Genomic DNA, 25,431 nt, shown 5'->3' with positions numbered 1-25,431 from the left:
CTTATCCCTCCACTTCTTCTCTCATGACTCCCAGTATGAGTTCTTCTTCTATATTTTTGACGACTTCAACCTGCCCAATTGCCCTTGGCAACACCAATGCCAGCTTTCCGCCTACCGTCTTTTTGTCTCGTTTCATGGCTTCCAGCACAGCTTCTGGCGAGAGATTACCCGGCCACGCTGTTGGCAGGTGGAACAATTCCATCATCCGTTTCGTGCGATTGTATACACCCGTCTCGGCAAAACCAATCCGTTCCGCTACCTTCGCTGCCAAACACATCCCAATTGAGATGGCTTCCCCATGATTCAGGGTGGAGTAAGCAGATAGCGCTTCAAACGCATGACCAAACGTATGGCCCAAGTTAAGCAATGCACGTTGCCCTTGTTCTGTCTCGTCTTGGGAAACAATAGCCGCTTTGACTGCGCAACCTTTTTCAATGGCTTTCCCTAATAATTCTGAATCGAGCTGCCATAGCCTATCAGCGTTGTCTTCCAGCCAATCGACAAAGACAGCGTCGGCGATCAGTCCATGCTTCACAACTTCTGCAAAACCTGCTGCGACTTCCCGCTTCGGTAAGCTATGCAAGGCTTTCGTGTCGTAAATGACAACTTTGGGCTGATGGAAAGCACCAATGAGATTTTTGCCGAGTGGATGATTGATGGCTACTTTTCCACCAACCGAGCTATCATGTGCGAGCAAGGTAGTCGGCATTTGAACGAAATCAATGCCGCGCATGTACGTAGCAGCCACAAATCCAGCCAAGTCACCGACGACTCCACCACCGAGAGCCAATACAGCAGACTTCCTGTCCAGTCCTGCATGAATTGCCTCTGTCATCAATCGTTCGTAGACAGCCAAGCTCTTCGATTGTTCTCCAGCAGCGATAACAGCGGAGTGGGCCTGATACCCATGCTGGCGCAATACATCAAGCAAAGGCTCTAAGTAATGAATGGCTACATTCTCATCTGTGACAATCATCAGCTTGCTAGTAGAAGCAATTCCTGCCTCTACTAGCAACGCTGCTGCATCCTGCAAAAGACCTTCGCCTATCACAATCTGGTAGGAACGCTCCCCCAGCTCAACAGTCAGCTTCTCCACGCTCATTAGAATTTCTCCGTGTACGCACGGTATTGACGTACGTTTTCTTCCATGTCGTCAAGAGAATCGGAAGGGAATTTTTCGCACATGGCACTCGCGATCTCCCATGCTACCACTGCCTCCGCGACCACACTTGCCGCTGGAACAGCACAACTGTCGGAACGCTCAATGCTCGCTGAGAATGGCTCTCTCGAATCAATATCGACACTCATCAACGGCTTGTACAAGGTAGGGATCGGCTTCATGACTCCACGAACAACTACAGGCATTCCTGTCGTCATTCCGCCTTCGAGTCCACCTGCACGATTTGTTTTACGGCTGTAGCCTGTTTCTTCGTTCCAAATAATCTCGTCATGAACTTGCGAGCCTTTCAGACCGGCTGCCTCGAATCCGATACCGATTTCGACACCTTTGAAAGCCTGAATGCTCATAATCGCTTGCGCAAGACGTCCATCCAACTTGCGGTCCCATTGCACGTGGCTACCCAAACCAATCGGCACGCCTTCAACGATAACTTCTACGGTACCCCCAAGGGAATCCCCGTCTTCTTTTGCTTTGTCAATCGCTGCCATCATCAGTGGTTCTGCTTCTTTATCCAAGCAGCGTACTGGCGATTCTTCGGTGCGCGCAATCAGCTCATCCAGACTGACTTCTTGTCGCTTCGCCACGATCTCGTTGATCTGGAGTACCTGGCCTCCAATACGGATACCAAATTGAGCCAGCAATTGGCGGGCTACTGCGCCAACAGCTACGCGGACAGTGGTCTCACGAGCGCTGGAACGTTCCAGAATATTGCGCATATCTCGTTGATGATACTTAATCGCCCCGTTTAAATCAGCATGTCCAGGGCGTGGACGGGAAACACGACGCTTTTCTTCAGCGCCTTCCTCTACAGGCTCAGCACTCATGATTCCTTGCCAATGCGTCCAATCCTTATTTTCAACGACCAGTGTGATAGGAGCTCCGGTTGTATATCCATGGCGGACACCAGAAAGAATTTTCACCTGATCCTTTTCAATCTGCATTCTTCTGCCGCGTCCATGGCCTTTCTGACGACGTGCCAACTGCTCATTAATTTCCTCAATGGAAATCGGCAGGTTGCTCGGTACGCCCTCGATGATAGCTGTTAATTGCGGCCCGTGGGATTCCCCTGCTGTCAAGTAACGCATCTCTATCCTTCCTCCATCCTCCAGGCAGCCTGTATCCCCTTAAGGTTCTCTTTTCGGGGTGCTGTCCTTTATCACTTTTAAGCGCTATAATATCATACCTAGTACGCCGTGGAAATACAAAAGTGGGAAACGTTTGCGAAAAACCTTTTCTTCTTACAGGAAAACGCCCCTCCGTATTAGGAGAAGCGCTCTCTTTACGCTATCGCGAATGAATCAGGATTGACATACCTACACATTGAAAAAAGGATTGGGGCTCAGCGGTTTGCGAGTGTGATCCACGCGTATCAAATCATCTAGTTGTGTCCTCTCCGCCCCTAAAATCTGACCACATTCCTGCAGCGTGATCAGCCCTCGACGGTATGCCTCGATGACCTTGTGTTTATCCATCTGCTGCCTCCTCTTGCAAAGTAGGTATTCCTAGTCTTGGGAAAAAACAGCAGAGATATACCAAGGCCACCATGAATCAACCCATTTTTCGATAGAAGAACGTATCCTCTGTCTCCAGTTGGTATTGTTGCGGCTGAAAAATTTGCTCCGTGCTGCCGACAAAGAGTACCCCGCCAGGTTTCAGTGCCCGGCTAAACTTATGATACAGCTCATGCTTTGCTTCCTCGGTAAAGTAAATCATCACGTTCCGGCAAATGATCAAATCAAATTGGGAATCAAATGAGTCCGCCAATAAATTATGTTTTTTGAACGTTACTTTTCTCTTCACTTCGTCCGTTATACGATAGCTGAGTGTGTCTTTTTCAAAATACTTCGCTACGAGGTCTTTCGGACAATCTTGCAGGGAGCGGTCCGTGTATACCCCTTGCTTTGCTTTTGCCAGTGCGCCCTCATCAATATCGGAAGCGAGCACGGTCGCATCCATCTTCTGGCGCAACAAAATCAGGGAGAGTGTGTACGGCTCCTCCCCTGTGGAGCATGCCGCACTCCAGCATTTCACCCGCGGCGATTGTTTTGCCAAGCGTGGCAAAATTTTATTCTCGAGAACTTCCCACCGGCCTGGATTGCGGAAAAATTCCGATACGTTGATGGTCATCCTATCGAGAAACTCATAGAAAAGCTCCTTGTCTTTAGCGATGGCATCGAAATACTGGGCAAATGTGTTGTACCCCCGCTTTTGTCTCAACGAGGTTAGACGGCGCTTCATCTGTGCTTCCTTGTAGAGGGCAAGATCAATTCCAGTCATTTTCTTCACACTAGCTATAAATTGGAGAAAGTCCTTATCTTCCATGCTGAATCGTACCCCCTTTGCAAACTCCCTATCTTCATTCGCTATATTTCGTCATTATCCTATCTGTTTTGACAAAGATTTTGACAAAAAAAAGAAAACCCCAATGAATGGGGCTTTCTCGATCAGTCTTAGATCCAGCGTTGGATGGTTTTCTCGAAGGAAAGAACTTCTTCAGCGGAGAACCACAGGCCGATTTCACGCTCAGCGCTCTCAGGAGAGTCAGAACCGTGGATGATGTTCATGCCAACGGAAGTAGCGAAATCGCCACGGATCGTACCGGAAGCAGCGTCTACTGGGTTTGTTTTGCCCATCATAGCACGAGCAGTTGTGATTACATTGTTGCCTTGCCATACCATAGCGAATACTGGTCCGGAAGTGATGAAGTCTACCAGTTCACCGAAGAATGGGCGCTCTTTGTGCTCTGCATAATGTTCTTCAGCCAGTTCGCGGCTTACTGTCATCAGCTTAGCACCTACGAGTTGGTAGCCTTTTTTCTCAAAACGGGATACGATTTCCCCGATCAGGTTGCGTTGTACGCCATCTGGTTTTACCATAAGGAATGTTTTTTCCATTGTAAGTATGCCTCCATTAGAGCTATGTATTGGTGCATAGGACACCAACGAAAATTTTATCAAAACTAGAGTGGTCAAGCAACAGGCAGACCGTTAAAATATCATTAAAATTTACGATCAATAATATAATTGGCGATACCTGTCAAGGATGTCTTAGCCTGGTTGTTAGGCAAATCAGCGAGAATGGCATGCGCACGGGCGATATAGCGTTCAGCGAGGCGCTGCGAAAAGGCAATGCCCTCATCTTCTCGCACCATACGAACAGCTTCATCCGTATGATCCCAAAACGTATTTTTCGCAATCCAATCCTGGAATTGCGCACGTGCTTTTCCATGATGGGCTGAATAAAGTGCAGGCAACGTAATGTTTCCATGCACCAAGTCGCTTCCAGCAGGCTTCCCTAACTGCTTCTCAGTCCCTGTAAAGTCCAAAATGTCGTCCGTAATTTGAAAAGCCATTCCCACATTGTAGCCATACCAGTACATTTTGCGAATCATATCATCTGACGCACCGCTTGCCACTGCTCCTAATTGACAGCTAATCGCAATTAAAAGCGCCGTTTTTCGTTTGATTCTGCGCAAATAGGTACGGAAGTTTTGGTCCCAGTTATTCAAATCCTTTACTTGCTGGATCTCTCCCTTGCAAACCTCGACGATTGCATTCGAGAGAATTTGGTGCAATTGCGGGATCGGGAGCTGGGAGGCAATGGCCAATGCACGTGCAAAAATATAGTCGCCGGCGTACATGGCTACTTTGTTATCCCACTTCATCCGCACGGTATCTTTCCCGCGACGCTTATCCGCATCATCAATCACATCATCATGCACCAAGGAAGCCATGTGGATCAGTTCGAGAGGAACGGCCACATGCTTTAGCTTTTTGATGTCGTAATTGCCCCACTTACCGCCAAGCAAAACAAAAACAGGACGAATCCGCTTTCCTCCGGCCTTGAGCAAGTGAGTCGAGGATAGATACAGCTCTCGAACCGGCGTATCAATTGCTTTCTCCAGTTCATCTTCTATGTATTGGACATCTTTTTTCATCTTGAAGTAAATATCGACTAGATTCATCCGTTCCACCTATCTCGTCAACGTAGTATTGGTCTGTCGGCCGCCAGCTTGCCACAGATCGACGGTTGCAGGTGCCGATAGAAGTCCCAGCTCCGCTGCGCATCGGTAATAGTACTCCAGTCCAATCCGCTGAACGTCACCGAAATCGTGCTGTAATCCTTGGAAATAGTGGATCCATTGCTCTTTCTCTCCACCGAAATGTGTGTGAACGTAGTCAATCAATGGGGCTGAATTTGCCCTTGTCTTCCTTTTGCTCTCTAAAAAAGAGGCATGGACGTCCGCGATCAAGTCATGATGATCGGCAATAACCGCTCGACGAAGGGCCCAAATAGCAAAGGTCATCGAATAGCCCGTAAATTGATGCCACAGCTCTCCTAAGTCGTAGACATAAAGGTCTTTGGCCGTTCGCTCAGCGGAAATGGCGTCATCCCCGATCAAGAGCGCTGCATCAGCATCCTCCAGCATTTCATGCAAAATAGGTTCCTGTGTAACGTAGGAAATCTCATATTCGTAAAACTTATGGAGAATGATTTTTAAGAGATTCACGGTGGTAGCCGATGTGTTGGTCAAGGCTATTTTGGCACCGTTTACTTGTTCAATCGGCTTTTTGCTGAATAAGAAAAGGGAGCCTACTCTCCCCTTGGCACTGACAGACAGATCTGCCAATGCCACGTATTCGGAGGCATGCTCTGCATAGCTAAACGAAGAAATCGGTCCCAAGTCAATCTCGCCATTCGCCATTGCTGTGTTTAACTGGGCAGGAACTTGGCGGATGAATTCGATTCGGTCTTCGAATTTTGCCTGATCAAAATAGAAGTAAACCGGCAATACATTGGTATACAAAATTTGTCCAACACGCAAAGACTTTTGCATGCGTTTATTCCCCCCAACGCCGGAATAGCGAATGTGGTACATCAATTGCATCCAAAGTTTTCCCTACCACAAAATTGATCAGATCATCCATGGTTTGCGGTTTCTGGTAGTAGCCTGGCATGGCAGGCAGAATCTTGACTCCCAGACGGCTTAATTTGAGCATGTTCTCGAGCTGAATCGCATTGAGAGGCGTCTCTCTCGGAACGATGACCAATCGCCGCCCTTCCTTGATCATGACATCAGCAACGCGCTCCAGCAAATTACCTGATGCGCCATGTGCGATGCCAGAAACAGTCCCCATCGAGCACGGTACTACGATCATACCGTCACAGCGATAGGAACCACTGGCTGCGGGACAATTGAAATCTCGCAGTCCCCAATAATGTAGCTCACCCGAAAAGTCTTGTTGCAGCTTCTCCTGCAACAGAGCTTCTCTGTCATCCGTGTGCCAATCCAGTTCATCACGAAATACTTGCCAGCCTGCTTCTGTAATCATCAAGTGAACGATATGTCCAGCACGCAAAAGCTCCTGGACGACTCGAACACCATAGATAGCACCACTTGCACCCGTTATCCCGACAGCCCACTTTTGCTTGTTCATGCAATCACCAAGTCAATCATCGTAAAGGTAAACATCACGACACTCAAGATGCCGTTCATATTGAAGAATGCCATATCCAGCTTGGACAGGTCTGTTGGTTTCACCAGCGTGTGTTCATAAATCAAAATCGCACCCGAAATGAGTACACCTAACAGGAACCAAATCGACAAGTCTGCAACTACATACAACGACATCAGACCAACGAAAGTAAGGACGTGGCATACGCGGGCAATCAGAAGTGCGTTGGCAATTCCGAAGCGGCTAGGCATGGAATAAAGTCCTTCTTTCCGGTCAAAATCGGCGTCCTGACAGGCATAAATGATATCAAAGCCTGCTGTCCAGAACATAACGGATGCAAACAATAGAAGGCCGATGCCATCTACTTGACCCGTTGTCGCTACCCAGCCCCCTAGCGGACCAAAACCGATGGCAACCCCGAGAACAAAGTGACAAAGCCAAGTAAAGCGTTTCGTATAGGAATACAGTACAAGAACAAACACAGCGAGCGGCAACAGTTTCACAGCCAAATCATTTAACTGGAATGCAGCTATGAACAACACCGCAAAGGACACCACGATAAACAAAATGACTTCCACAATCGAAATGAGACCAGCAGGAATCGCTCGTGTGACTGTCCGAGGATTTTTTGCATCAATTACCCGGTCGATGACACGGTTTAAGGACATCGCTGCACTGCGAGCGCCCACCATCGCTACCGTCACCCAAAAAATTTCCGACCAGGTAGGCCAGGCATTCTCTACTACAATGCTTCCCAAAACAGCTCCCATAAAAGCAAAAGGCAAGGCAAAAAGGGAGTGCTCGAATTTAATCATTTCCAAGATGATTTTTAATTTACGTAGACCCATCTATGACACTTCCTATCTAGTGAAGAAATACCGGTTTACTCCCCATATTATGGCTTTGTGCCAATATGCAAGGCTGATACGCCGCCCATAAACAATTTGACCTGAACCGGGTCCAAGCCTGCTTTCTGAAACATGCTTGCCAGCTCGCGACTGTCCGGGAAATTGGTCAGGGATTGTGGCAGCCACGCATACTCTTCGTATTTGTTGACTGTCAGCTTCGCGATAAATGGCAAAATTTTGTAGAAATATAAGTAAAATAGCTTCCGGTACGGAATGAATGGTGGCTTGGACACTTCCAAAGAAACGACTTTACCGCCCGGCTTCACAACACGCGCCATTTCATTCAAGACCTGCTGAACATCCGGTACATTGCGCAGGGCAAACCCGATTGTCACGAAGTCAAATGTATGATCCTCGTAGGGCAGATTCATTGCATCTGCGTTCACTAGCTTTACGTTGTTGCCAACACCTGCGTTCGCTACTTTATATGCCCCTACATCCAGCATATTCTGGCTGAAATCAAGGCCAACAACACTGCCTTCTTTTCCAACAGCCTTAGCCAATGCAATCGTCCAGTCTGCTGTACCACAAGCAACATCCAACGCTGTATGCCCTGGCTGGATATTCATCTGCTTCATCGTGTAATTACGCCAAGCAATATGACTGCCAAAGCTGATTACATTATTCATTTTGTCGTAATCGTTTGCAATGCTCTCGAAAACGGAGTGAACGTACTCTGCTTTCTCATTCATCTGTGTCTGGTTCACTTGGCTACATCTCCTCAATTACCTTCTTCAAGCGACTGATCCGATGGGAGTACCGTGCCGTAATGGATGCAAGCATGTTCCGCGTCTCTGCCGGATGCAGCGTACGCACCATTTGCTCACATAAACCGATTAATTCGAGGGCTTTCCCCTCAACGCCAGACAAAACTTGCGCGAGTGTAGCTCCGGGTTTTTGCAGCAAAAAACGGGCAAAACCCAAAGGGACTTGTTCTTGCCATTTGAGCTGTTCCCACTCTCCGATCACACTCTCTACCTTGGCTGTTTCCTTCATTAGATCGCTCCAGAAGCGACGGCGATCAATTGAATCGGCATACTCCTCTACAAATGCCACGTATAAGCCCGTATCAATCGTATTTCGCAGTTCCCAGTACTCTTCATCTGATAAAATCTTGCTATCTCGCCCAGCGATGTAGAGTCTCATTTTCGCTTCGTTCACTCGCTGAATGGCTGCCGATAACACTTGAATGGCTTGGATTTCACCCGCTGATGCCAGGAGGTGATAATAGCGACTGCTGTAATAGTCACCCGCAAGTACGGTCAGCTGTCGGTTTCGCTCCGCGTTCTGTGAGGAGTCGTACTCATTTTTCACCAGCTCATGCGTGTCCAGTCCCAATTGGACAAGTCCAGTTGCTGTACATAACACCGAAGCCTTTTCCTTCGGCATGCCTTGTTCCAGCAAAAAAAGGTACAACAGCTCAAGACGATTTTCCGCCATGGAAGGAACGTCAACATAATGTTCTACATAGGAATGGGTGATTCTCTTGTAGATTTGTTCGATAATGGACCGAACCTCTTCTACATTCGGGGAAAGTTCTTTGCTCATGCGTCCTCCTCCACAAGCTGCACAACCTAAAGATGTCTGCCTGTTCCGTACTGTCCTTACTCTTCGGTCTTCCTCTGCCGTCCGGTCAAAAGGCCGTCTCTACTATCATACCATACTTCTTCCATCAGGGACTAATTCGCTCATAAAAATACGGCTCGATTCGAATAGGAAATGTACTGCTTACAAAGGTCTGGATATCCGATGGGTCGGTCAAAGGTTTGTCATATCCTGTGAGATTTCCAGTTGTCGATTGTATGGCAATCAATAATCTCGATTCTTTTGGTGGATCCGTCTCCTCCAACAAGCGATAGTACACGGGCCCGACATTGTCTGCATAGGTACGCAAGTCGTATGTCAAACGGTAAAAATCTTGATAGACGGTGTTTAAGTCTACTTTTTCGGCAGGTTTCACCGCAAAATCGACATAGATCGATGGGTTTTCCCATTTTATACGCTTAATATTATAATGTGTCGACATCCTTGTAAACAAATCAAGGGCATTTTGCTCGCTTAAGTGAATGGCATGTGCTGACTGAAATGTCGGTATATCCGCTTGCATCCACTGATTTGTGGGAACGAGCGACAGCATCAGAGCCAAGAAAGTGGAAACAGCAATCGCCATCAACAATTGGCGCGGCATAGACATCCCTCCTCTCCTCCATTGTACAAACAAAAAAAGCAGGCTATGCCTGCTTCTTAGCAAAACGCTTGCTCTTTATTCGGTCGTATCCACGACACCATGCTGCGAATAAATCACTGCTTTCCCTCGCACCTTGATCGCAGAGGTGTGCTCCGTAAATTGAAAAATCATCACTTCGCCTTTATCGAGCTTCTCTGTATGATGAAAACGCGTATCCGAGCCTCTTGTTAACCCGATCACATGAACGCCATTTTCCTTTGCTTTCACTACAAAATAATCTTGATTAAATCCCGATGGTTGTGCCAATGTGTTTCCTCCTGACCAATACGGTATGCGCGTACGTCTAGAATGATGCCCCTTCTGACTCCAGTCGGCTCATGATCTTGTCTACATAGCGCTGTGTCTCTTGCGGCAATTGGTCAAACTTCGCTTCTAGCTCGTCATCACTGCTGATTCCCAGACGACTCATCCGACCAGGACCAGCATTGTAAGCAGCAAGTGCCACTTTCACATCTCCATCATAACGATCCAAAAGCGATTTCAAATATTTTGTTCCACCTTTAAGGTTTTCATCAGGATCGTATACATTGCGGACTTGCATGGCTTTTGCCGTATTGTCCATCAGCTGCATCAAGCCCTTCGCCCCTGCGTGAGATTCTACATTCGGATTGAAATTGGATTCGGCTCTGACGACCTCTCTCACCAGATCAACGTTCACTCCGATCGCTTTCGCTGTCTGATCAATCTTGTCCAAGATTTCCTGGGTAGGTACAGATGACCCTTTTGCAAAAGACAAGGACTGCTCATTTTGAATATGGGTAGGAATCTTCCAGCTCCTGGAACCATCTAGTTTGGCCAAAATCTCCTGTGAACTGATTACCCGCTGGCCGGTTGTTGCTAACTGGGACTGCAAGATGTCCGAGAAGAGCCCCTCGCCTCCATACGAAAGCGAAGAGGCATCATAGTTTTGCGGCAATGTTTGCAAATATGGTTGAAGTGATACAGGCACCTTCATAGCATTGAACAACCCTTCCCTAGCTTGTCTACCTATCATTATAAAAAAGAAAGGTCAGGAAGCCAATAGCAAAATGGTACTACTTGGGAGAATAGCCATTTCACATAAAAAAAGAAGCCTCTGCTCAAGGCTTCTGATCGTTATATGCAGATGGTCGGAATGCAGGGATTCGAACCCTGGACCTCACCCACCCCAAGGGTGCGCGCTACCGGGCTGCGCCACATCCCGACTGTACATCCGTACTATACAATATTTTACCTATATAAGTCAATATAATTTCCTTATTTTTGCATTCTGATTAGCGCATCAAACTAATGACTTCTGCACGTGCAGCCGCATCTTTCTCAAACATACCGCGAACTGCAGAGGTGATCGTTTTCGAGCCTGGCTTTTTCACGCCACGCATCGTCATGCACATATGCTCAGCTTCTACTACCACAACCACGCCGTGCGGATCGAGCTTGCGCATAATCGCGTCAGCTACTGTCGCGGTAATTCGTTCCTGCAACTGCGGACGTTTCGCCACGGTATCGACCGCACGCGCGAGCTTGCTCAGCCCTACTACGCGGCCTCCACGCGGTACATAAGCGACATGCGCTTTTCCGAAGAAGGGAACCAAGTGATGCTCACACATGGAGTAAAACGGAATGTCCTTTACCAACACCATTTCCTCATGATCTTCGCTAAAGACAGTCTCGAAATACTGCTCTTCGTCTATATGCATGCCCTCAAATACTTCGGCGTACATTTTCGCAACTCGCTTAGGGGTATCCAGCACTCCTTCACGATCAGGATCATCCCCCACTGCCTCAAGGATCATGCGAACAGCTTGCTGTATTTTATCTAAGTCGACGTTCATCATTGTACCTCCTACGTAACGGCATACGCCTTGTTTCTCATCACTACGGTCTGCCTGCTCCAAATCAGCACCAGACTTAGTGCCTGCTCGCGATCAAAGCCAATCTTACCATATCGTTAAAAAAAAAACAAAAAGATATCCCAGAATTTTCATAGGCAAACTGTATGTACATAGAAAAAAATCCACATTATATCAATGTGGATTTTTTTATGTAAGTGCTTCGTTCTCAAAAGAAACAACTACTTGATGGAGTCTTTGAGTTGTTTACCTGGTTTAAACGCAGGTACTTTGCTGGAAGCGATTTCGATCTCTTCACCAGTTTGTGGGTTACGACCTTTACGAGCCGCACGTTCACGAACTTCGAAGTTACCAAAGCCGATCAGTTGGACTTTATCACCAGTTTTCAATGCATCTGCAATTGCGTCAAGAACTGCATCAACTGCTTTCGTTGCATCTTTCTTGGTGAGTTCTGTGGTTTCAGCCACTTTTGCAATCAGTTCTGTTTTGTTCATTTTATTCACCTCCCCTCAAAGAACACCAAGTCCTAGCTATTATTTTTCTTAACCGAAACGAAGCGTTTTATACACGAATGGTTGTTTTTACCGATCTGACAAGCTTATAGTAATACACCGATTTCTTAAATTCAAGCCCCTCCTGTCGAAATTGAACGAAATACAAGAAAAAAAGGCATCTCGTCATGTCAGATGCCTTCCCTCTATTTGTTGTTTATAGGACTTCAGAACTATTATTAGAGTATGATCGCTATCAGGCCACCCGATCCCTCGTTGATGATTCGACCCAAAGTCTCCTGTAATTTGTATCTGGCGTTGTCTGGCATCATGGTAATTTTTGCCTGAATACCCTCTCTTACGATGGAATGGAGCGAGCGTCCAAAAATATCGGAGTTCCAGATGGAAAGCGGGTCTTTGTCAAAATCTTGCATTAGATAGCGGACAAGCTCCTCACTCTGCTTCTCTGTTCCGATAATCGGAGCGAATTCAGACTCGACATCCACCCGAATCATGTGAATAGACGGTGCTGTTGCTTTGAGTCTGACTCCAAAGCGCGGTCCCTGGCGGATTAGTTCAGGTTCGTCCAAGGTCATTTCATGCAACGACGGGGCTGCTATACCGTAGCCCGTACTTCGGACCATGTGCAATGCTTCTGCTACCTGATCAAACTCGCGCTTGGCATGTGCGAACTCCTGCATGATTTTCAGCAAGTGATCTTTGCCATTTATCTCTACACCAACAATCTCCATCAAGATGCGGTCATACAGTTCATCTGGCGCGTAGAGGTCAATCTCTGCAATCCCTTGCCCCATGTGCATACCAGCAAGAGAGGCTCTCTCTACGAAGTCATAGTCATTGAAGAAGCCGACGACACGGTCCACATCGCGTAACCGGCGGATGTCCTGCACGGTCTCACGTACAGCTTCCTCGTAGTTCTGACGCAGCCAGTGCCCGTTTTCCAGCACCATTACCCAGCTCGGCAGATTAACATTTACTTCATGAACTGGGAATTCAAACAGGACTTCTCTCATGAGGAGCAAGATTTCCTGCTCTGTCATATGATCAACCGACAAGGCCACGACTGGTACATCGTATTTTTCCTGGAGCTGTACACGAAGGTTTTGTGCTTCGTCGGAGCGCGGACGCGTCGAGTTCACAACGATCACGAACGGTTTTCCGACTTCCTTCAGCTCGTTTACAACCCGCTCCTCTGCATCGATGTATCCTACACGCGGTATTTCCGCGATGCTGCCATCCGTTGTCACAACAATCCCGATGGTTGAGTGTTCCTGGATCACCTTGCGTGTTCCGACTTCCGCCGCTTCCTCAAATGGTACAGGCTCTTCATACCACGGTGTATTTACCATTCTTGGACCGTTGTCGTCTTCGAAGCCTTTTGCCCCTTGCACCGTATAGCCAACGCAGTCAACGAGGCGGACATTGATGCTGAGTCCTTCTGTCACATGTACATTAACGGCCTGATTCGGAACAAATTTGGGTTCGGTTGTCATGATTGTTCGTCCTGAAGCGCTCTGCGGCAACTCGTCTGTCGCTCGTATCCGCTCCGCTTCAGAGTTGATATTCGGGATTACAACTTGCTCCATAAACCGCTTGATAAAGGTCGACTTTCCCGTACGAACAGGGCCTACCACTCCGAGGTAGATGTCTCCGCCCGTCCGCTCGGCAATGTCTTTAAAGATGTCGACTCGTTCCACCATCGATGACCTCCTTCTATTTGTCTATTTTTACACTATGACCGATTTTCCGAATTATCCCTGACCGCCAGTATTTTCGTAGGGAATCTCGTACTAGTTTTGTGGACAGTACAAATATATGTATTTTTGCGTTAACTAGAACAAAAAAAACGACCCTGACCAGAGTCGTTTTTCACGAAGTTAATTTAGTTTAAGAAGCTTCGGTTCACCATCGACCATTTCATATGGAAACGATTTCGCAGGCACAAACATGGAATTGCGCGCCAGCACGTACCTCGGGTCTGTTTTTTCCGGCACGGTTACTTTTGTCTCCCGAAGCAATTGCGCGATATCCGCAGCATAATCAATCCCGACTATTCCTTCAGCATTCATGACCAGTGGCAATAAGTAAGTCCCCATCGTAGACGGCACCTGCCACGCTTTTAACCCGAGCCGGTCATGATCGATGGAATAGTATCCATTCCCCAAGTCAGCGAGTACAGGCAGCTTTTCGAAATGACCCTTGTAACGGTCTACTTCGCTCTGTACATCCGCTACTGTGCTGACAGCGGTCAAATGAATGAGCTTCACTGTTGGCTTTGTTTCCACATCAATCAGTACGTACTTATAAACGCCGCCTTTTTCGAATGCGTTGCCAGGTACATCCGGCATGTATTTCGGGATCATCTTGCGAAAATCAATCTCGTATTTTTCAAAAATAGGAGTATCGAGGGATTTCGTTACGATTGGCAACACTGCTGTGTCTTTTTGGAATTGCTCAATCGCTTTTTGTGTTGCCTCTACAAAAAAGGTACTAGGAATTTGATTCTCTGCTCTGCGCTCATCCGGATACAAGCATCCAGATAAAAGGGAGGACAGAATCGTCAAACTGATCAGAAGCTTGAACGATTTTCGCCACGATTGCCACATCTTATGTACACACCTCTTACATTCCATCTTCATTTTCTTTGCGTTGTCGCTCGAGTGCAGCCGCTACTACTGATTTCAGCTTACTTTCTGGAATCCTGACCGTACAATCCTTTTCCGTCGTTTTTGCCTGACAGGCCAAACGAATCCCATTCGCGAGATCCTTTTCAGGCAGCTTGCGCTTTTCCAGAGCTGTTGGCGGGCACAGCAGGCCGTTTTCAACGACCACGCGGCACATCAGACAAGATGCGTGTCCACCGCATCTCTGCGGGATTACAACGCGAGCTGACGAAGCAACGCCGACCAAGGTTTGCCCTGTCCGCGCCTTCACACTCTTCTTGCTCGGGAGAAAGGTTACTTTCCCCATTCCGTCACTTCCTTTACTAATACGGCCGATGAGCTACCTTGATTGTTCCTGATGAAACAATCTTCGTCTGGCAGCCTAATCTGTAGCCTTCTGCGCGTTCAGCCTTACGCAATCGTAGTTTTTCTTCTGGTGTCACTTCGTTTAAGTGCTCTGCCCCTTCCAAAACATGTGTACGGCATTGTGCACATACCCCTCTTTGGCACGCATGCCCCCACACGATGTTGTTCTTTTTGGCAAGAGCAACAATCGATTGATTCAACTCGATCGAGACTTCATGACTGCCAGCACGAGTTAGTAGTGTGATCGCCGACATTGATAATCCTCCCTAGACAAAAATCACAATCAAAATCATGACAAGCACGACGAGTAATAGCAAGAATGCGAAGGTCTTCACAAGGAACCGCAAAAACCCATTGCTTATTTTTCTGGCAAAGATCATAACTAAATTGCAGACGAACATGAGCCCAATGGCGATTAAGGAAATGTTCATCTTTGTCATAGGATCAATATACATCGGGACTGCAGCATCCTTTGCATTTTTTGCTTTATTATACCATACTTCCTCCTCTTCGTCTGACGCTTGCGAACCTAATACTAGACATTCGCATAGACTATCGTGATGAATTCGCCCATTGGAGGGATGAAACGTTGAGTAATAAAGTAAATAATCGAAAATGGCGGAATCCATACGCGCCTATACCCAGCAAAAAATTAAGCGACCAAGTCGAAAATGTCTCCCTTTCCATTTCACCGAAAAAAATCCTGCCCGCGGTTGATTTGCGGACCTCTGTTACGAAAATGCGCCATAACATCAAAGGGATCGGCAGCACGATTCGGCAGGTAGAAGACACAATGGATTCGTTGTACGGGGCGATGGAGATGATTGAGAACCTCGGAAAACGCACGCCTGAGCCTGAGGTCGTTGCCGAAAAGCCTGCTGGCAAACGGAAAGCAGCTCCAGAGCCACAAAAGGCTGCCGAAACAACAACACAGCCGGAGTCTGGCTTAGGCAACCTTTTGGCCAATATAGATATCGGGCAATTACTGGGTCTCCTGCAATCCCCTTTGGTCCAGAACCTGATTACACAGGTAAGCAGCAACTCCAAAGAAAGAAAAAAAGAGGGATAAGATCCCTCTTTTTTTCTTGCAATCTGTAGGTCAGCCATGTCCCTGTAGAGCCATGATTGTTCCTAGTCTTACTGTATGACGGTTTTGGTTGCAGGTAACGGGCATAATCGCCCATTTCTCTTATTTGAGCAGCTTGGTCAAGGTGGACATGTCATTAAGATTAATTTCCTGATTGCGAAACATTTCAATGACCCTATCTTCCTTTTCAGGAGTTAATTGCTTGCCGCTAAGGGTAGCGAGCGTGCGAATGATTTGACGCAGCTTGGTCTCGTCTTCAAAATCACTGCGCTTGACCTGACCAGCTAGTGAGCGAAGCTTTTCTTCATCGACATTTTCCGTTGCTTTTCCTTGCAAGCGCTCAAAAAGTCGTTTCGACATATTATTCACGTGAAATCTCCTCCTGCACATGGGCTTTCACCCTATCGTATGTGCAGAAGCCTAAATCGGTGATACTTCACTCATGACTTATTCCGCATCGGGATTCAGGTACGCCATTTCAAAGGTTTTTCCGCGTCCCATCAGTTCTTCCACGCCTTGACGAGCTTCTTTTCCTTCAAACAGCATCCCATACAGAACAGAGGTGATTGGCATTTCAACCTGCTCGCGTTGCGATAAGGAAAAGGCTGCATTTGTCGTGCGAACGCCTTCGACGACCATGCCCATCTGTGCCAGTACGTCATCGAGTTTTTTTCCTTGTCCGAGCATATAGCCTGCACGCCAGTTTCGGCTGTGTTTACTCGTACATGTGGCAATCAAATCACCGACACCAGCCAGGCCAGAAAACGTAAGTGGCTTAGCACCGAGCTTGATGCCCAGTCGGCTAATTTCCGCCAAACCACGGGTCAACAGGGCTGCCTTAGCGTTGTCCCCATACCCTAAACCATCAGACATCCCTGCACCAAGTGCAATGATGTTCTTCAACGCTCCGGCGATCTCAGCGCCAATCAGGTCCGGGTTGGTATACACTCGAAAATTTGTATTCATCAGCAAATCTTGAGAGCGCAGCATGCTTTCTTCCGATTCAGACGCCATGACCACTGTCGTTGGCTGCCGTTTGACTACTTCCTCGGCATGGCTCGGTCCTGACAACACAGCCAATCTGGACGCAATCTCTTTCGGCACCTCTTCCGCAATGACTTCTGACATCCGCTTCAGGCTTTCCAATTCAAAGCCTTTTGTCGCATGAATTAACAGTACATCCGGTTCCAGGTGCGGAGCCACTTGCCGACAGATTTGGCGCATGGCATGGGAAGGAACAACGAGAAGGACAATGCGCTTGCCAACGACAGCTTCTTGAATATTGGTGGTGGCAACAATGTTGGTCGAAAGCGTTTCTCCCGGCAGGTACTTCTCATTCACATGCTTGCTGTTTATTTCTTCTGCCAGCTTGGTATCCCGTACCCAAAGCGTAACCTGATGACCGTTGTCCGCCAAGACTGTAGCAAGTGCCGTTCCCCAGCTTCCGGCCCCAATCACCGTAACATTTTGAATCAATACGTCCCCCTCCACTTTTCTCATGTCCGTTCGTACATTATCCCAGCTTCCGGTTGGACTTGTCTCCTAGTTTCCGTTCGTTACCTGCAAGAAGATTGCGGATATTGTTATAATGACGAATGTAAGCAAAGATTGCGATCGCCAAGCTCGCCCAGATAAAGGAAGTAGGTTTGTCCAACAAGTAAAGGGTAAATGGAATGACCGTTACGATAACCAATGATCCTAATGAAACAAAGCGAGTAATCGCAATAACTAAAACTGCCAACACGGCAGCGATCAAAAATGCCAAGGGAGAAAACCCTAACACGACGCCTAGCGTGGTCGCAATGCCTTTCCCTCCGCGGAATCCAAAAAAGATCGGCCAATTATGACCCGCGATAACAAATAGACCTGCCACTGCGTACGCTGCCGGGTCCCCTGTCATCAGGTGAGTCAGTCCCATCGCAGCTATTCCTTTTAGTGCATCAAGAAGGAGAACGGCAATGCCGGGGCCTTTTCCTAACACCCTGAGGGTATTGGTTGCACCGGCATTTCCGCTGCCATGAGAACGAATGTCAATTCCTGCGACTTTTTTGGCGATAAGATAGCTAAAGCTAATAGAACCGATTAAATAGCTAAGCACCCAGGATAATAACACCATGGCGTTTTTCTCTCCCTACGTTTTTTTCCGTGTCCAGATTCTAACTGGTGTGCCTTCAAACACAAATGCTTCACGGATTTTGTTCTCTATGTAACGTTCATAGGAGAAGTGCATAAGTTCCGGATCGTTCACAAACAGAATGAACGTCGGTGGTTTCACTGTTGCTTGTGTCGCATAGTTGATCTTCAAGCGTTTACCGCGATCAGATGGCGGAGGTGTACGGATCGTCGCATCTGTTACCAAATCATTGAGAACCGCGGTAGGAATCCGCATCGCATGTGCTTGAGCTACTTCATTGACCTTCGGTAGAATCGTATGGACACGTTGCTTCGATTTTGCAGACACATACATAATCGGAGCGTAATCTAGATATTTAAATTCTTCGCGGATCAATTCTGTGAAGCGTTGCATCGTTTTGTCGTCTTTTTCAATAGCATCCCATTTGTTCACGATAATAATGACACCACGGCCAGCCTCATGTGCATAACCCGCGATCTTCTTGTCCTGCTCGATAATGCCCTCTTCCCCGTTAATGACAACAAGAACGACATCGGAATCTTCAATGGAACGCATCGCACGCATCACACTGTATTTTTCCGTTGTTTCATACACTTTCCCACGCTTGCGCATACCTGCCGTATCTACGAGAACGTAGCTTTGGCCATCACGCTCAAACGGCGTGTCGATTGCATCACGGGTCGTTCCGGCAACATCACTGACAATAACTCGCTCTTCACCGAGAATCGCATTCGTCAAGGAAGACTTTCCGACGTTTGGACGACCGATGATGGAAACACGAATAACATCGTCTCTTTTCTCTTCGTCATCCTCTGCTGGGAAATGCTGAACCACTTCTTCCAGCATATCGCCCAAGCCAAGACCATGGCTACCCGAGACAGGGAATGGCTCGCCCAGACCCAAGGAATAAAAATCGTAAATATCCGCACGCATTTCCGGATTATCCGCTTTGTTCACCGCGAGAACGACAGGTTTTCCTGTCCGGTTCAGCATCCGTGACAGTTCAACGTCCGCATCTGTCACTCCTGTACGGCTATCTGCAATCATAATGATGACATCTGCTTCGTCAATCGCAAGCTCTGCCTGGTAACGCATCTGTGTAAGAATCTCGTCGGTCTCGCCAAACTCAATTCCACCGGTATCAATCACATGGAAAGTATGCGTTAACCATTCACCTTTCCCGTACAGGCGGTCACGGGTTACTCCCGGCATATCCTCCACGATCGCGACTCGTTCGCCAATCAATCTGTTAAAAATCGTGGACTTCCCCACGTTGGGTCTCCCCACAATGGCTACCACTGGTAATCCCATAATCAACAACACTCTCTCTCATTTTACGTTTTGACTAGCTAATCATACCATACACTACTTATGCCGAACAATGATAAGGGTATCGGTGCTCACTTCATGCACCATCCCGTCTAGTATCTTTTCCAGCGTGAAGGCTGTTTGCTGCATCTTCTCCTTGGTAGACTCGATAAAAATCGGCACACCACCTGCTATCCTGTCTTTGTTCGTCGTAATCACCGCCAAGATTACTCCTGTCATGGCCTACAGCTCCTTTTTCACGATTCTAGTCTTCGTTGGCATTCGGAAGACGCTCTCGAGAATCGGGACTGCACGAATTACGGACGTTGCACGTTCTACATCTTTTTCTTGCGGCAATAAAAATACACCCAGTCTTCCTGACTGTATATCACGTTTTACCAGCGGTGTTAGCGATGGCTCTCCCGTATCTGTATATACGCCAAGCTGCGTCGCGACATCGTGCAAAATCGCCTGCCGCTGTCCCGGGTGGGCAATTGTGACCTTGGCATTGGCATCCTTCGGCGTCAAAATAAAGCCCACACCTTGCTTGCGTATGATCTCTTGGGCATCTGCCAACCCGACGTTCATGATGTAAATGTCGTTTACATACAAGTCTTTTCCTTCCATTCTCACTTCCCCCGGCTCAATCTCTGCAATCAGCGATAGAGTTTTTCCAGAGCGCAGCTTGCGAGAAATCAACAAGGCGATGACACCTGCAATGATACCCCCCCACCAATGAAAGAGAATAGTAGCCGTCGTTGTCACCAAAGAGGTAAACATGACCATGTAATTGCGTCCTTCAAACACCATTGCGATTCCTTCGATATAGGGGCCGCCACGGGGTACCAGCTCCTGCGTATCGATCTCATTGAGCGTAGTGCGTTCCATGTTCCTGACATCGCGAAATTGTTGAGCAGCCAACGTCAAAAATGTGACTGCCGTGTAATTCTCCTTGAGCAGCGCTGGAATCGCTAACGCTCCGAGCGCGGATGCGATCACCCCAAGTGAAACGTGAATAATTTTTCCGTGGGGATAGGTTGGATATTGTCGATAATCTGTTCGCAAAAGATGAATCCGGCACATAATGCCGAATAGGAAACCCAGAACTAACGGAAAAACATAATCATAAGCTAGCAATCCCTTCAACACCCTAGCGTCACCTACCCGTATCGGAATGGGAAGACTCTGTTTCAGCTCTGCCAAGGATACGACGAATCGCAGACCAGACTACGCTGACGAGTGCCCATAGTGATAGGCTACTCCACAGCAGATCTTGTGCATATTCCGATCCCCACTGACAGGAACCCGACAATTTCCAAAAATATAGCGAATGTATCGCATCTGCGAGAGGCAGGGAGAGCATGAGCTGAAACAGCTGTCCCAGATTTGTTCTGCTCATCAAAAAAATCGTACTGACTCCAACAGCGGGTACGATGATCCGCTCATCCCAAAACAGCAAGATCGGATCGGTAAAAAACAGCCAGCGTAGCCAAAATAGCAAAAGAGCCGTTGCCAGCGCACTCAGCAAATACAATCTGCGTATTTTGGACATGAGCTTGGTGTAAAGGACAACGCTTGCGATCAGTGGCAATATCGTTCCACTTAGACTAACTTGAATGGGGGCAAAATAGATTTCCCAGCTAACAAACGTACACATTAAAAATGCGCTGATCACTGCGAGCACTCGTCTGCGTTCCATCTTCATGTTTTGCAGCTGCAAGTCAAAGCTACCCATCCAGACAAGACACAGCAAACACCACTGGATAAGGATCGCAACGGTTCCCTCGTTCATGTTCATCTCCTCAAAATGTTGGTTGTCTCCCCCAAAAGTATGCCTCAACCAAGGAAATTTCATGAATCGAATGCTCGTCCACTACCTAACGTTGCGCCAGTCTCTCCAATTGCATGTGACGAAGCCTAGCTCTCTCTGCTGTTTTACCTGTGATCATAACAGGCGTACAAACAGCGTCAGCCAGACCTTTTATTCCCAGTGCCGTCATCGCCACACGAATTTGATGATGCCATTTGTCGACGGTAGACAAGCATTCTACCAGAGATTCGCGTTGAACCAGACGCAGCATTGCCCCTGCCATCCCGACAGCGGACGCACCTAAAGAAGCGGCCTTGACTACATCGAGTCCATGACGAACACCGCCTGTCGCTATGTACGACACTCCTAAATGACCGACAGCATTCGCTTCCAGCAAGCTCTCTACCGTCGTGAATCCCCAATCCTCGAACATAGCGTGAGGATGATCACTTCGCATATTTTCGACTTGAGCAAAATTTGTTCCGCCTCTTCCACCCACATCGATTGTTCTGATCCCAATTTCTATGAGCTTCTCGATTGATTCCTTTGCCATTCCAAAACCGACTTCTTTGACAATAACCGGCACATCCAAACTCTCCTTGATCGCTTGAATCCGCTCGAGATAGCCGCGAAAATCCCGATCTCCCTCAGGCATCAACAGCTCTTGCATGACATTCAGATGGATTTGCAATCCGTTCGCTTCTATCATCTCCACTGCTGCTTTTGCCTGCTCTACTGTCGCCTCTGCCCCGACATTTGCAAACAAGATCCCCTGTGGATGTTCCCTTCTAACAATCCGATAGCTATCCGTAACATCTGGATCACGCAGAGCGGCCATTTGTGACCCAACAGCCATAGCCAGTTTTCGTTCCCTAGCAATGATCGCCAGTTTTTGATTGATCTGCGTAGTCCCACCAGCTCCCCCTGTCATCGCATTAATCATAATCGGTGAGGAGAGTCGCAAGGATGCGATCTCGGTATCCAGTGAGGTTTCTACAAACGCTGCATTCGGCAAGCTGTTCGGAACAAAGCTAACATCATCAAAGCTATTCGCAGCATTTTCCCCGGTGATAAGAGCATTTCGAATATGGTCCAGTTTTCTAATCGAACGACGATCCATTGTACTCCTCCTAGACTTTCGCTCTCAGAAAAAAGGGATACGCCAGAGCGTATCCCCCATGAATCTTCCTTTTTTCTTACTTGAACTTGTCTTTCAGATCACCGAACAACTCGCCCAATGTCACGCCCATTGGTTGATTGTTTTCTTGCGTGAATTGTTGCTGTTCACGCTTGCTCGCGCGTTCTGCCTGCTCTACACGGTCTTCTTCTACTGCACGGATACTGAGGCTAATGCGCTGTTCTTGTGGAACAACATCCAAAACCTTCACCTGTACTTCTTGGCCCTCTTTCAACACCTCACTCGGTGTATTCACCCGGCGATTTGCAATCTGGGAGATGTGTACGAGGCCTTCAATTCCAGGAGCCAGCTCAATAAATGCACCGAAGGACACCAAACGTTTTACCGTTCCATTCAGAATAGAGCCCGCTTTGAAATCTTCTGCAACGTTCGCCCATGGACCTGCTTGCGTTTCCTTGATGCTAAGGCCAATACGCTCGTTTTCACGGTCAATTTTGAGGACCTTCACATGTACCTTGTCGCCTTCCTTCACGACATCGGACGGCTTATCTACACGGTTCCAAGCAAGCTCAGATACGTGAACCAATCCATCAACACCACCGATATCCACGAATACGCCAAAATCGGTCATGCGTTGAACTGTTCCTTCCAATACTTGACCCACTTGGATTTTATCCATAATGGATTGCTTTTGCACTTTTGCTTCGTCTTCCAAAACCGCTTTGTGGGACAGGATGACTTTATTCTTTTCCTTATCCATTTCTACGACTTTCAAAGTCAATGTTTTGCCTTTGTAGTCGGAGAAATCTTCCACGAAATGACGCTCTACCATGGAAGCTGGAATGAAGCCGCGAACGCCTACATCAACAACAAGGCCGCCCTTCACTACTTCTTTCACCGTCGCTTCGATGATTTCACCCGCTTGCATTTTTTGCTCAAGTTCAGACCAAGAGGATTCCATCGCTACGGCTTTCTTGGAAACAACGAGCTCTTCTTTCTCATCGTTTAGCTTGATGACTTTCACTTCGAAAGTATCACCAACCGCTACTACATCAGATACCTTTTCAACATGCAGTGGAGACAATTCGCTGATAGGAATCAGACCATCGTACTTGTAGCCTAAATCTACAAGCGCTTGTTTGTCCTCAACTTTTGTTACGGTTGCTTTTACGACATCTCCTACGGAAATGGTTGTTGCATCCGTCAAGCTTACGTTCGTTTCTTCCATCATTCAAAAGACCTCCTTAATACCATCCAGTCCCAAACGTCTATGTACAGGTTGTGTACAACCTCACTACACGAAGCGGGAGCATGTATATTTTTAACTGTCGCCTGATGGCTGGCAGTTAGTACTGATGAAGCCAGTAAGTTCCAGCAGATTTAGTATTCGTCCCTTTAGCAATTCTATACCGTTTGCTAAGAGAGATGCTGGTTCCGTAATTGCTTGATGTGCTCCATAATCAGATCGCTCGTTTCCTTCAATGTATCTGCGCTTGATTTGGCCTCGCGCAATTGAGTCAGATCGATCGGTTTACCGTAAACGATCTTAATGGAACGAAACGGTCGATATGGCCCGATAATGGCTACCGGAATGACCGCAGCTTCTGATTTGAGAGCGAACATCGCCACACCCGGCATCGCTTCCCCTGGTTCCCCTGTTTTGCTGCGGGTTCCCTCAGGAAAGATTCCAAAGATTTTTCCATCTTCCAGCAATTTGAGAGTCGTGCGAATGGCCGCACGATCTCCTGCACCCCGTTTGACCGGAAATGCACCGAATTTCGTAATGAGAAAGGATAAGACCGGAATTTTGAACAGCTCTTCTTTGGCCATGAAATGAACCTGACGCTCGATGCCACTCCCGAGTAGAGGTGGGTCCCATAAAGAAATGTGGTTGGCACAAAGGATCACTGGGCCTTCCTTAGGTATATGTTCACGCCCGATCACTTGCCAACGGTAGACAAGCGAAAAAATGATGCGAAAAAAACCTCTGAATAAACGATAGTAACTCAATGGGTTGACTCTCCCGTTCGCTCGCAGATTTGCAAGATGCGATCGACCACCTGATCAATGGTCATTCCTGTTGTGTCTACCAAAACGGCATCTTCCGCCTGGCGCAACGGTGCGACTTCTCTCTGCATGTCCCGTCGATCTCGCTCTTCGATTTCTTTTTCCAGATCAGCCAAGTCTGCCTGGGTACCTTTTGCGAGTAGTTCCTTCCAACGGCGTTCTGCACGCTCTTGGATGGAGGCCGTCAGAAATATCTTCACATCGGCATCAGGCAAAACATGAGTACCGATATCTCTGCCGTCCATGACGACATTGCCTTGAGTCGCCAATCGTCGCTGGAGTACAAGCATTTGTTCACGTACGGAACCATAGCTCGCTACAATAGAGGCGTACTGGCTCACTTCTGTGGAACGTATCCAGCTCGTGACATCGATTTCATTCCAGTATACATGTTGTTGTCCGTTTTCCCGAACCAGTTGAATCTTGCTTTTTTGCAAAAGTTCGGAAACTGAAGACTCATCGCTGATAGAGAGCTGATGATGGTGGGCTGCCCAAGCGAGGGCACGATACATGGCACCCGTGTCAATGTACACGTATTCCAGTTGTCCCGCTACTTTTTGGGCGACAGTACTTTTGCCTGCTCCCGCTGGTCCATCAATGGCAATGTTCATTACTTCTCACCTGCTATGTACGTTAGTTCGGATGGGAATAAAACAAGAAAAGCTTCTGTCGAAGCCCTTTCCCATTCTTTGTGTGATGAAAAACGTTATTGCGTTTTTCGA

General features: G+C 47.6%; 33 protein-coding genes and 1 tRNA gene. 1 reads left to right on the top strand and 33 read right to left on the bottom strand.

Annotated features, from left to right (window positions below):
• Position 1 precedes the first annotated feature (1 nt).
• From aroB to C7R91_RS14365, 22 genes are all read right to left on the bottom strand, one after another.
• Positions 2–1,102 carry a 3-dehydroquinate synthase gene (aroB, locus tag C7R91_RS14465; RefSeq protein WP_047068989.1) on the bottom strand — a complete coding sequence of 367 codons (1,101 nt, stop codon included), beginning with the start codon at positions 1,100–1,102 and terminating at the stop codon, positions 2–4.
• Positions 1,102–2,265 carry a chorismate synthase gene (aroC, locus tag C7R91_RS14460; protein WP_047068988.1) on the bottom strand — a complete coding sequence of 388 codons (1,164 nt, stop codon included), beginning with the start codon at positions 2,263–2,265 and terminating at the stop codon, positions 1,102–1,104. Before aroC ends, aroB begins: the two co-directional genes overlap by 1 nt.
• 228 nt (positions 2,266–2,493) lie before the next feature.
• Positions 2,494–2,652, bottom strand: coding sequence for a hypothetical protein (locus C7R91_RS29370; RefSeq protein ID WP_007716564.1), 159 nt, complete (start codon positions 2,650–2,652; stop codon positions 2,494–2,496).
• A 76-nt stretch (positions 2,653–2,728) separates the two neighbouring features.
• Entirely contained in the window at positions 2,729–3,502 is a 774-nt protein-coding gene (locus C7R91_RS14455; RefSeq protein WP_047068987.1) for a CheR family methyltransferase, read from the bottom strand.
• A 128-nt stretch (positions 3,503–3,630) separates the two neighbouring features.
• Positions 3,631–4,074: a nucleoside-diphosphate kinase gene (gene ndk / locus C7R91_RS14450; RefSeq protein WP_007716560.1), complete on the bottom strand. Its 444-nt coding sequence runs from the start codon at positions 4,072–4,074 to the stop codon at positions 3,631–3,633.
• Between the two features lie 104 nt (positions 4,075–4,178).
• Positions 4,179–5,144 carry a polyprenyl synthetase family protein gene (locus C7R91_RS14445; protein ID WP_047068986.1) on the bottom strand — a complete coding sequence of 322 codons (966 nt, stop codon included), beginning with the start codon at positions 5,142–5,144 and terminating at the stop codon, positions 4,179–4,181.
• Between the two features lie 9 nt (positions 5,145–5,153).
• On the bottom strand, positions 5,154–6,017 hold the full coding sequence (locus C7R91_RS14440) for a menaquinone biosynthesis protein (RefSeq protein WP_047068985.1): 864 nt from the start codon (positions 6,015–6,017) through the stop codon (positions 5,154–5,156).
• 4 nt (positions 6,018–6,021) lie between these two features.
• Positions 6,022–6,618 carry a UbiX family flavin prenyltransferase gene (locus tag C7R91_RS14435; RefSeq protein WP_017248115.1) on the bottom strand — a complete coding sequence of 199 codons (597 nt, stop codon included), beginning with the start codon at positions 6,616–6,618 and terminating at the stop codon, positions 6,022–6,024.
• Positions 6,615–7,484, bottom strand: coding sequence for a UbiA-like polyprenyltransferase (locus tag C7R91_RS14430; RefSeq protein WP_047068983.1), 870 nt, complete (start codon positions 7,482–7,484; stop codon positions 6,615–6,617). The genes C7R91_RS14435 and C7R91_RS14430 overlap by 4 nt, the downstream gene beginning before the upstream one ends.
• A 47-nt stretch (positions 7,485–7,531) precedes the next feature.
• On the bottom strand, positions 7,532–8,251 hold the full coding sequence (locus C7R91_RS14425; protein ID WP_017248113.1) for a demethylmenaquinone methyltransferase: 720 nt from the start codon (positions 8,249–8,251) through the stop codon (positions 7,532–7,534).
• Between the two features lie 4 nt (positions 8,252–8,255).
• Positions 8,256–9,092, bottom strand: a complete 837-nt coding sequence (locus C7R91_RS14420; protein WP_047068982.1) for a heptaprenyl diphosphate synthase component 1 — start codon at positions 9,090–9,092, stop codon at positions 8,256–8,258.
• Between the two features lie 124 nt (positions 9,093–9,216).
• Positions 9,217–9,732, bottom strand: a complete 516-nt coding sequence (locus C7R91_RS14415) for a hypothetical protein (protein ID WP_047068981.1) — start codon at positions 9,730–9,732, stop codon at positions 9,217–9,219.
• A gap of 75 nt (positions 9,733–9,807) precedes the next feature.
• Positions 9,808–10,038, bottom strand: coding sequence for a trp RNA-binding attenuation protein MtrB (gene mtrB / locus C7R91_RS14410; RefSeq protein ID WP_047068979.1), 231 nt, complete (start codon positions 10,036–10,038; stop codon positions 9,808–9,810).
• A gap of 37 nt (positions 10,039–10,075) precedes the next feature.
• Positions 10,076–10,786, bottom strand: a complete 711-nt coding sequence (locus C7R91_RS14405) for a lytic transglycosylase domain-containing protein (RefSeq protein ID WP_047068977.1) — start codon at positions 10,784–10,786, stop codon at positions 10,076–10,078.
• A 112-nt stretch (positions 10,787–10,898) separates the two neighbouring features.
• Positions 10,899–10,975, bottom strand: a tRNA-Pro gene (locus tag C7R91_RS14400).
• Positions 10,976–11,045: 70 nt separating this feature from the next.
• The gene (gene folE, locus C7R91_RS14395) at positions 11,046–11,609 is read right to left on the bottom strand and encodes a GTP cyclohydrolase I FolE (protein WP_173609515.1); all 564 of its coding nucleotides are present in this window, start codon (positions 11,607–11,609) and stop codon (positions 11,046–11,048) included.
• A 236-nt stretch (positions 11,610–11,845) separates the two neighbouring features.
• The gene (hbs, locus tag C7R91_RS14390) at positions 11,846–12,118 is read right to left on the bottom strand and encodes a non-specific DNA-binding protein Hbs (protein ID WP_005831316.1); all 273 of its coding nucleotides are present in this window, start codon (positions 12,116–12,118) and stop codon (positions 11,846–11,848) included.
• A gap of 236 nt (positions 12,119–12,354) precedes the next feature.
• Positions 12,355–13,833 carry a stage IV sporulation protein A gene (gene spoIVA / locus C7R91_RS14385; RefSeq protein WP_047069484.1) on the bottom strand — a complete coding sequence of 493 codons (1,479 nt, stop codon included), beginning with the start codon at positions 13,831–13,833 and terminating at the stop codon, positions 12,355–12,357.
• A gap of 180 nt (positions 13,834–14,013) precedes the next feature.
• A complete protein-coding gene (locus C7R91_RS14380) occupies positions 14,014–14,742 on the bottom strand; it encodes a YphF family lipoprotein (RefSeq protein ID WP_047068974.1) in 729 nt (242 codons plus the stop codon).
• A gap of 16 nt (positions 14,743–14,758) precedes the next feature.
• Positions 14,759–15,106 (bottom strand): 2Fe-2S iron-sulfur cluster-binding protein, encoded by a 348-nt coding sequence (locus tag C7R91_RS14375; RefSeq protein WP_012686141.1) that lies wholly within the window; start codon positions 15,104–15,106, stop codon positions 14,759–14,761.
• Positions 15,107–15,122: 16 nt separating this feature from the next.
• Entirely contained in the window at positions 15,123–15,419 is a 297-nt protein-coding gene (locus C7R91_RS14370; RefSeq protein WP_047068972.1) for a 2Fe-2S iron-sulfur cluster-binding protein, read from the bottom strand.
• A gap of 12 nt (positions 15,420–15,431) precedes the next feature.
• Positions 15,432–15,620 (bottom strand): DUF2768 family protein, encoded by a 189-nt coding sequence (locus C7R91_RS14365; protein WP_047068971.1) that lies wholly within the window; start codon positions 15,618–15,620, stop codon positions 15,432–15,434.
• Between the two features lie 134 nt (positions 15,621–15,754).
• Between C7R91_RS14365 and C7R91_RS14360 the strand changes: the two genes are divergently transcribed.
• Positions 15,755–16,234 (top strand): hypothetical protein, encoded by a 480-nt coding sequence (locus tag C7R91_RS14360; protein WP_047068970.1) that lies wholly within the window; start codon positions 15,755–15,757, stop codon positions 16,232–16,234.
• Positions 16,235–16,354: 120 nt separating this feature from the next.
• On the opposite strand, the gene C7R91_RS14355 is transcribed toward C7R91_RS14360, so the two are convergent.
• The 11 genes from C7R91_RS14355 to cmk form a co-directional block, all read right to left on the bottom strand.
• Complete coding sequence (locus C7R91_RS14355) at positions 16,355–16,612, bottom strand: stage VI sporulation protein F (RefSeq protein WP_233220692.1); 258 nt, start codon at positions 16,610–16,612, stop codon at positions 16,355–16,357.
• Positions 16,613–16,699: 87 nt separating this feature from the next.
• Positions 16,700–17,752 (bottom strand): NAD(P)H-dependent glycerol-3-phosphate dehydrogenase, encoded by a 1,053-nt coding sequence (locus C7R91_RS14350; protein WP_047068968.1) that lies wholly within the window; start codon positions 17,750–17,752, stop codon positions 16,700–16,702.
• 13 nt (positions 17,753–17,765) lie between these two features.
• Entirely contained in the window at positions 17,766–18,368 is a 603-nt protein-coding gene (plsY, locus tag C7R91_RS14345; protein ID WP_047068967.1) for a glycerol-3-phosphate 1-O-acyltransferase PlsY, read from the bottom strand.
• Positions 18,369–18,383: 15 nt separating this feature from the next.
• A complete protein-coding gene (der, locus tag C7R91_RS14340) occupies positions 18,384–19,697 on the bottom strand; it encodes a ribosome biogenesis GTPase Der (RefSeq protein WP_047069483.1) in 1,314 nt (437 codons plus the stop codon).
• A gap of 54 nt (positions 19,698–19,751) precedes the next feature.
• Positions 19,752–19,934 carry a capping complex subunit for YIEGIA gene (locus tag C7R91_RS14335; RefSeq protein ID WP_047068966.1) on the bottom strand — a complete coding sequence of 61 codons (183 nt, stop codon included), beginning with the start codon at positions 19,932–19,934 and terminating at the stop codon, positions 19,752–19,754.
• Between the two features lie 3 nt (positions 19,935–19,937).
• Positions 19,938–20,843: a YIEGIA family protein gene (locus C7R91_RS14330; RefSeq protein WP_047068964.1), complete on the bottom strand. Its 906-nt coding sequence runs from the start codon at positions 20,841–20,843 to the stop codon at positions 19,938–19,940.
• Positions 20,844–20,850: 7 nt separating this feature from the next.
• Positions 20,851–21,486, bottom strand: a complete 636-nt coding sequence (locus tag C7R91_RS14325) for a YphA family membrane protein (RefSeq protein WP_047068963.1) — start codon at positions 21,484–21,486, stop codon at positions 20,851–20,853.
• 85 nt (positions 21,487–21,571) lie between these two features.
• Positions 21,572–22,624: a type 2 isopentenyl-diphosphate Delta-isomerase gene (fni, locus tag C7R91_RS14320; RefSeq protein WP_047068962.1), complete on the bottom strand. Its 1,053-nt coding sequence runs from the start codon at positions 22,622–22,624 to the stop codon at positions 21,572–21,574.
• Positions 22,625–22,700: 76 nt separating this feature from the next.
• Entirely contained in the window at positions 22,701–23,873 is a 1,173-nt protein-coding gene (gene rpsA / locus C7R91_RS14315; protein ID WP_047068961.1) for a 30S ribosomal protein S1, read from the bottom strand.
• A gap of 185 nt (positions 23,874–24,058) precedes the next feature.
• Positions 24,059–24,652 carry a lysophospholipid acyltransferase family protein gene (locus C7R91_RS14310; RefSeq protein WP_047068960.1) on the bottom strand — a complete coding sequence of 198 codons (594 nt, stop codon included), beginning with the start codon at positions 24,650–24,652 and terminating at the stop codon, positions 24,059–24,061.
• On the bottom strand, positions 24,649–25,320 hold the full coding sequence (gene cmk / locus C7R91_RS14305; RefSeq protein ID WP_047068959.1) for a (d)CMP kinase: 672 nt from the start codon (positions 25,318–25,320) through the stop codon (positions 24,649–24,651). Before cmk ends, C7R91_RS14310 begins: the two co-directional genes overlap by 4 nt.
• Between the last annotated feature and the right edge of the window lie 111 nt (positions 25,321–25,431).

This window comes from Brevibacillus formosus (genome assembly GCF_003013405.1).
In the GTDB taxonomy this organism is placed as follows: domain Bacteria; phylum Bacillota; class Bacilli; order Brevibacillales; family Brevibacillaceae; genus Brevibacillus; species Brevibacillus formosus.
Note: the sequence above shows the minus strand (reverse complement) of the source record. Positions and strands in the feature narration are given on the sequence as shown.

Bases quoted from the DNA above. Each gene is read 5' to 3' on its own strand.
- C7R91_RS14370 (WP_047068972.1), bottom strand. From the start codon at position 15,419: ATGTCGGCGATCACACTACTAACTCGTGCTGGCAGTCATGAAGTCTCG.
- C7R91_RS14350 (WP_047068968.1), bottom strand. From the start codon at position 17,752: ATGAGAAAAGTGGAGGGGGACGTATTGATTCAAAATGTTACGGTGATT.
- cmk (WP_047068959.1), bottom strand. From the start codon at position 25,320: ATGAACATTGCCATTGATGGACCAGCGGGAGCAGGCAAAAGTACTGTC.
- C7R91_RS14435 (WP_017248115.1), bottom strand. From the start codon at position 6,618: ATGAACAAGCAAAAGTGGGCTGTCGGGATAACGGGTGCAAGTGGTGCT.
- C7R91_RS14405 (WP_047068977.1), bottom strand. From the start codon at position 10,786: ATGATAGGTAGACAAGCTAGGGAAGGGTTGTTCAATGCTATGAAGGTG.
- C7R91_RS14415 (WP_047068981.1), bottom strand. From the start codon at position 9,732: ATGCCGCGCCAATTGTTGATGGCGATTGCTGTTTCCACTTTCTTGGCT.
- folE (WP_173609515.1), bottom strand. From the start codon at position 11,609: ATGATGAACGTCGACTTAGATAAAATACAGCAAGCTGTTCGCATGATC.
- C7R91_RS14355 (WP_233220692.1), bottom strand. From the start codon at position 16,612: ATGTCGAAACGACTTTTTGAGCGCTTGCAAGGAAAAGCAACGGAAAAT.
- C7R91_RS14335 (WP_047068966.1), bottom strand. From the start codon at position 19,934: ATGACAGGAGTAATCTTGGCGGTGATTACGACGAACAAAGACAGGATA.
- fni (WP_047068962.1), bottom strand. From the start codon at position 22,624: ATGGATCGTCGTTCGATTAGAAAACTGGACCATATTCGAAATGCTCTT.
- C7R91_RS14325 (WP_047068963.1), bottom strand. From the start codon at position 21,486: ATGAACGAGGGAACCGTTGCGATCCTTATCCAGTGGTGTTTGCTGTGT.
- C7R91_RS14380 (WP_047068974.1), bottom strand. From the start codon at position 14,742: ATGTGGCAATCGTGGCGAAAATCGTTCAAGCTTCTGATCAGTTTGACG.
- der (WP_047069483.1), bottom strand. From the start codon at position 19,697: ATGGGATTACCAGTGGTAGCCATTGTGGGGAGACCCAACGTGGGGAAG.
- plsY (WP_047068967.1), bottom strand. From the start codon at position 18,368: ATGGTGTTATTATCCTGGGTGCTTAGCTATTTAATCGGTTCTATTAGC.
- aroC (WP_047068988.1), bottom strand. From the start codon at position 2,265: ATGCGTTACTTGACAGCAGGGGAATCCCACGGGCCGCAATTAACAGCT.
- C7R91_RS14375 (WP_012686141.1), bottom strand. From the start codon at position 15,106: ATGGGGAAAGTAACCTTTCTCCCGAGCAAGAAGAGTGTGAAGGCGCGG.
- rpsA (WP_047068961.1), bottom strand. From the start codon at position 23,873: ATGATGGAAGAAACGAACGTAAGCTTGACGGATGCAACAACCATTTCC.
- C7R91_RS14445 (WP_047068986.1), bottom strand. From the start codon at position 5,144: ATGAATCTAGTCGATATTTACTTCAAGATGAAAAAAGATGTCCAATAC.
- C7R91_RS14430 (WP_047068983.1), bottom strand. From the start codon at position 7,484: ATGGGTCTACGTAAATTAAAAATCATCTTGGAAATGATTAAATTCGAG.
- aroB (WP_047068989.1), bottom strand. From the start codon at position 1,102: ATGAGCGTGGAGAAGCTGACTGTTGAGCTGGGGGAGCGTTCCTACCAG.
- C7R91_RS29370 (WP_007716564.1), bottom strand. From the start codon at position 2,652: ATGGATAAACACAAGGTCATCGAGGCATACCGTCGAGGGCTGATCACG.
- C7R91_RS14365 (WP_047068971.1), bottom strand. From the start codon at position 15,620: ATGTATATTGATCCTATGACAAAGATGAACATTTCCTTAATCGCCATT.
- C7R91_RS14420 (WP_047068982.1), bottom strand. From the start codon at position 9,092: ATGAGCAAAGAACTTTCCCCGAATGTAGAAGAGGTTCGGTCCATTATC.
- ndk (WP_007716560.1), bottom strand. From the start codon at position 4,074: ATGGAAAAAACATTCCTTATGGTAAAACCAGATGGCGTACAACGCAAC.
- hbs (WP_005831316.1), bottom strand. From the start codon at position 12,118: ATGAACAAAACAGAACTGATTGCAAAAGTGGCTGAAACCACAGAACTC.
- C7R91_RS14440 (WP_047068985.1), bottom strand. From the start codon at position 6,017: ATGCAAAAGTCTTTGCGTGTTGGACAAATTTTGTATACCAATGTATTG.
- C7R91_RS14455 (WP_047068987.1), bottom strand. From the start codon at position 3,502: ATGGAAGATAAGGACTTTCTCCAATTTATAGCTAGTGTGAAGAAAATG.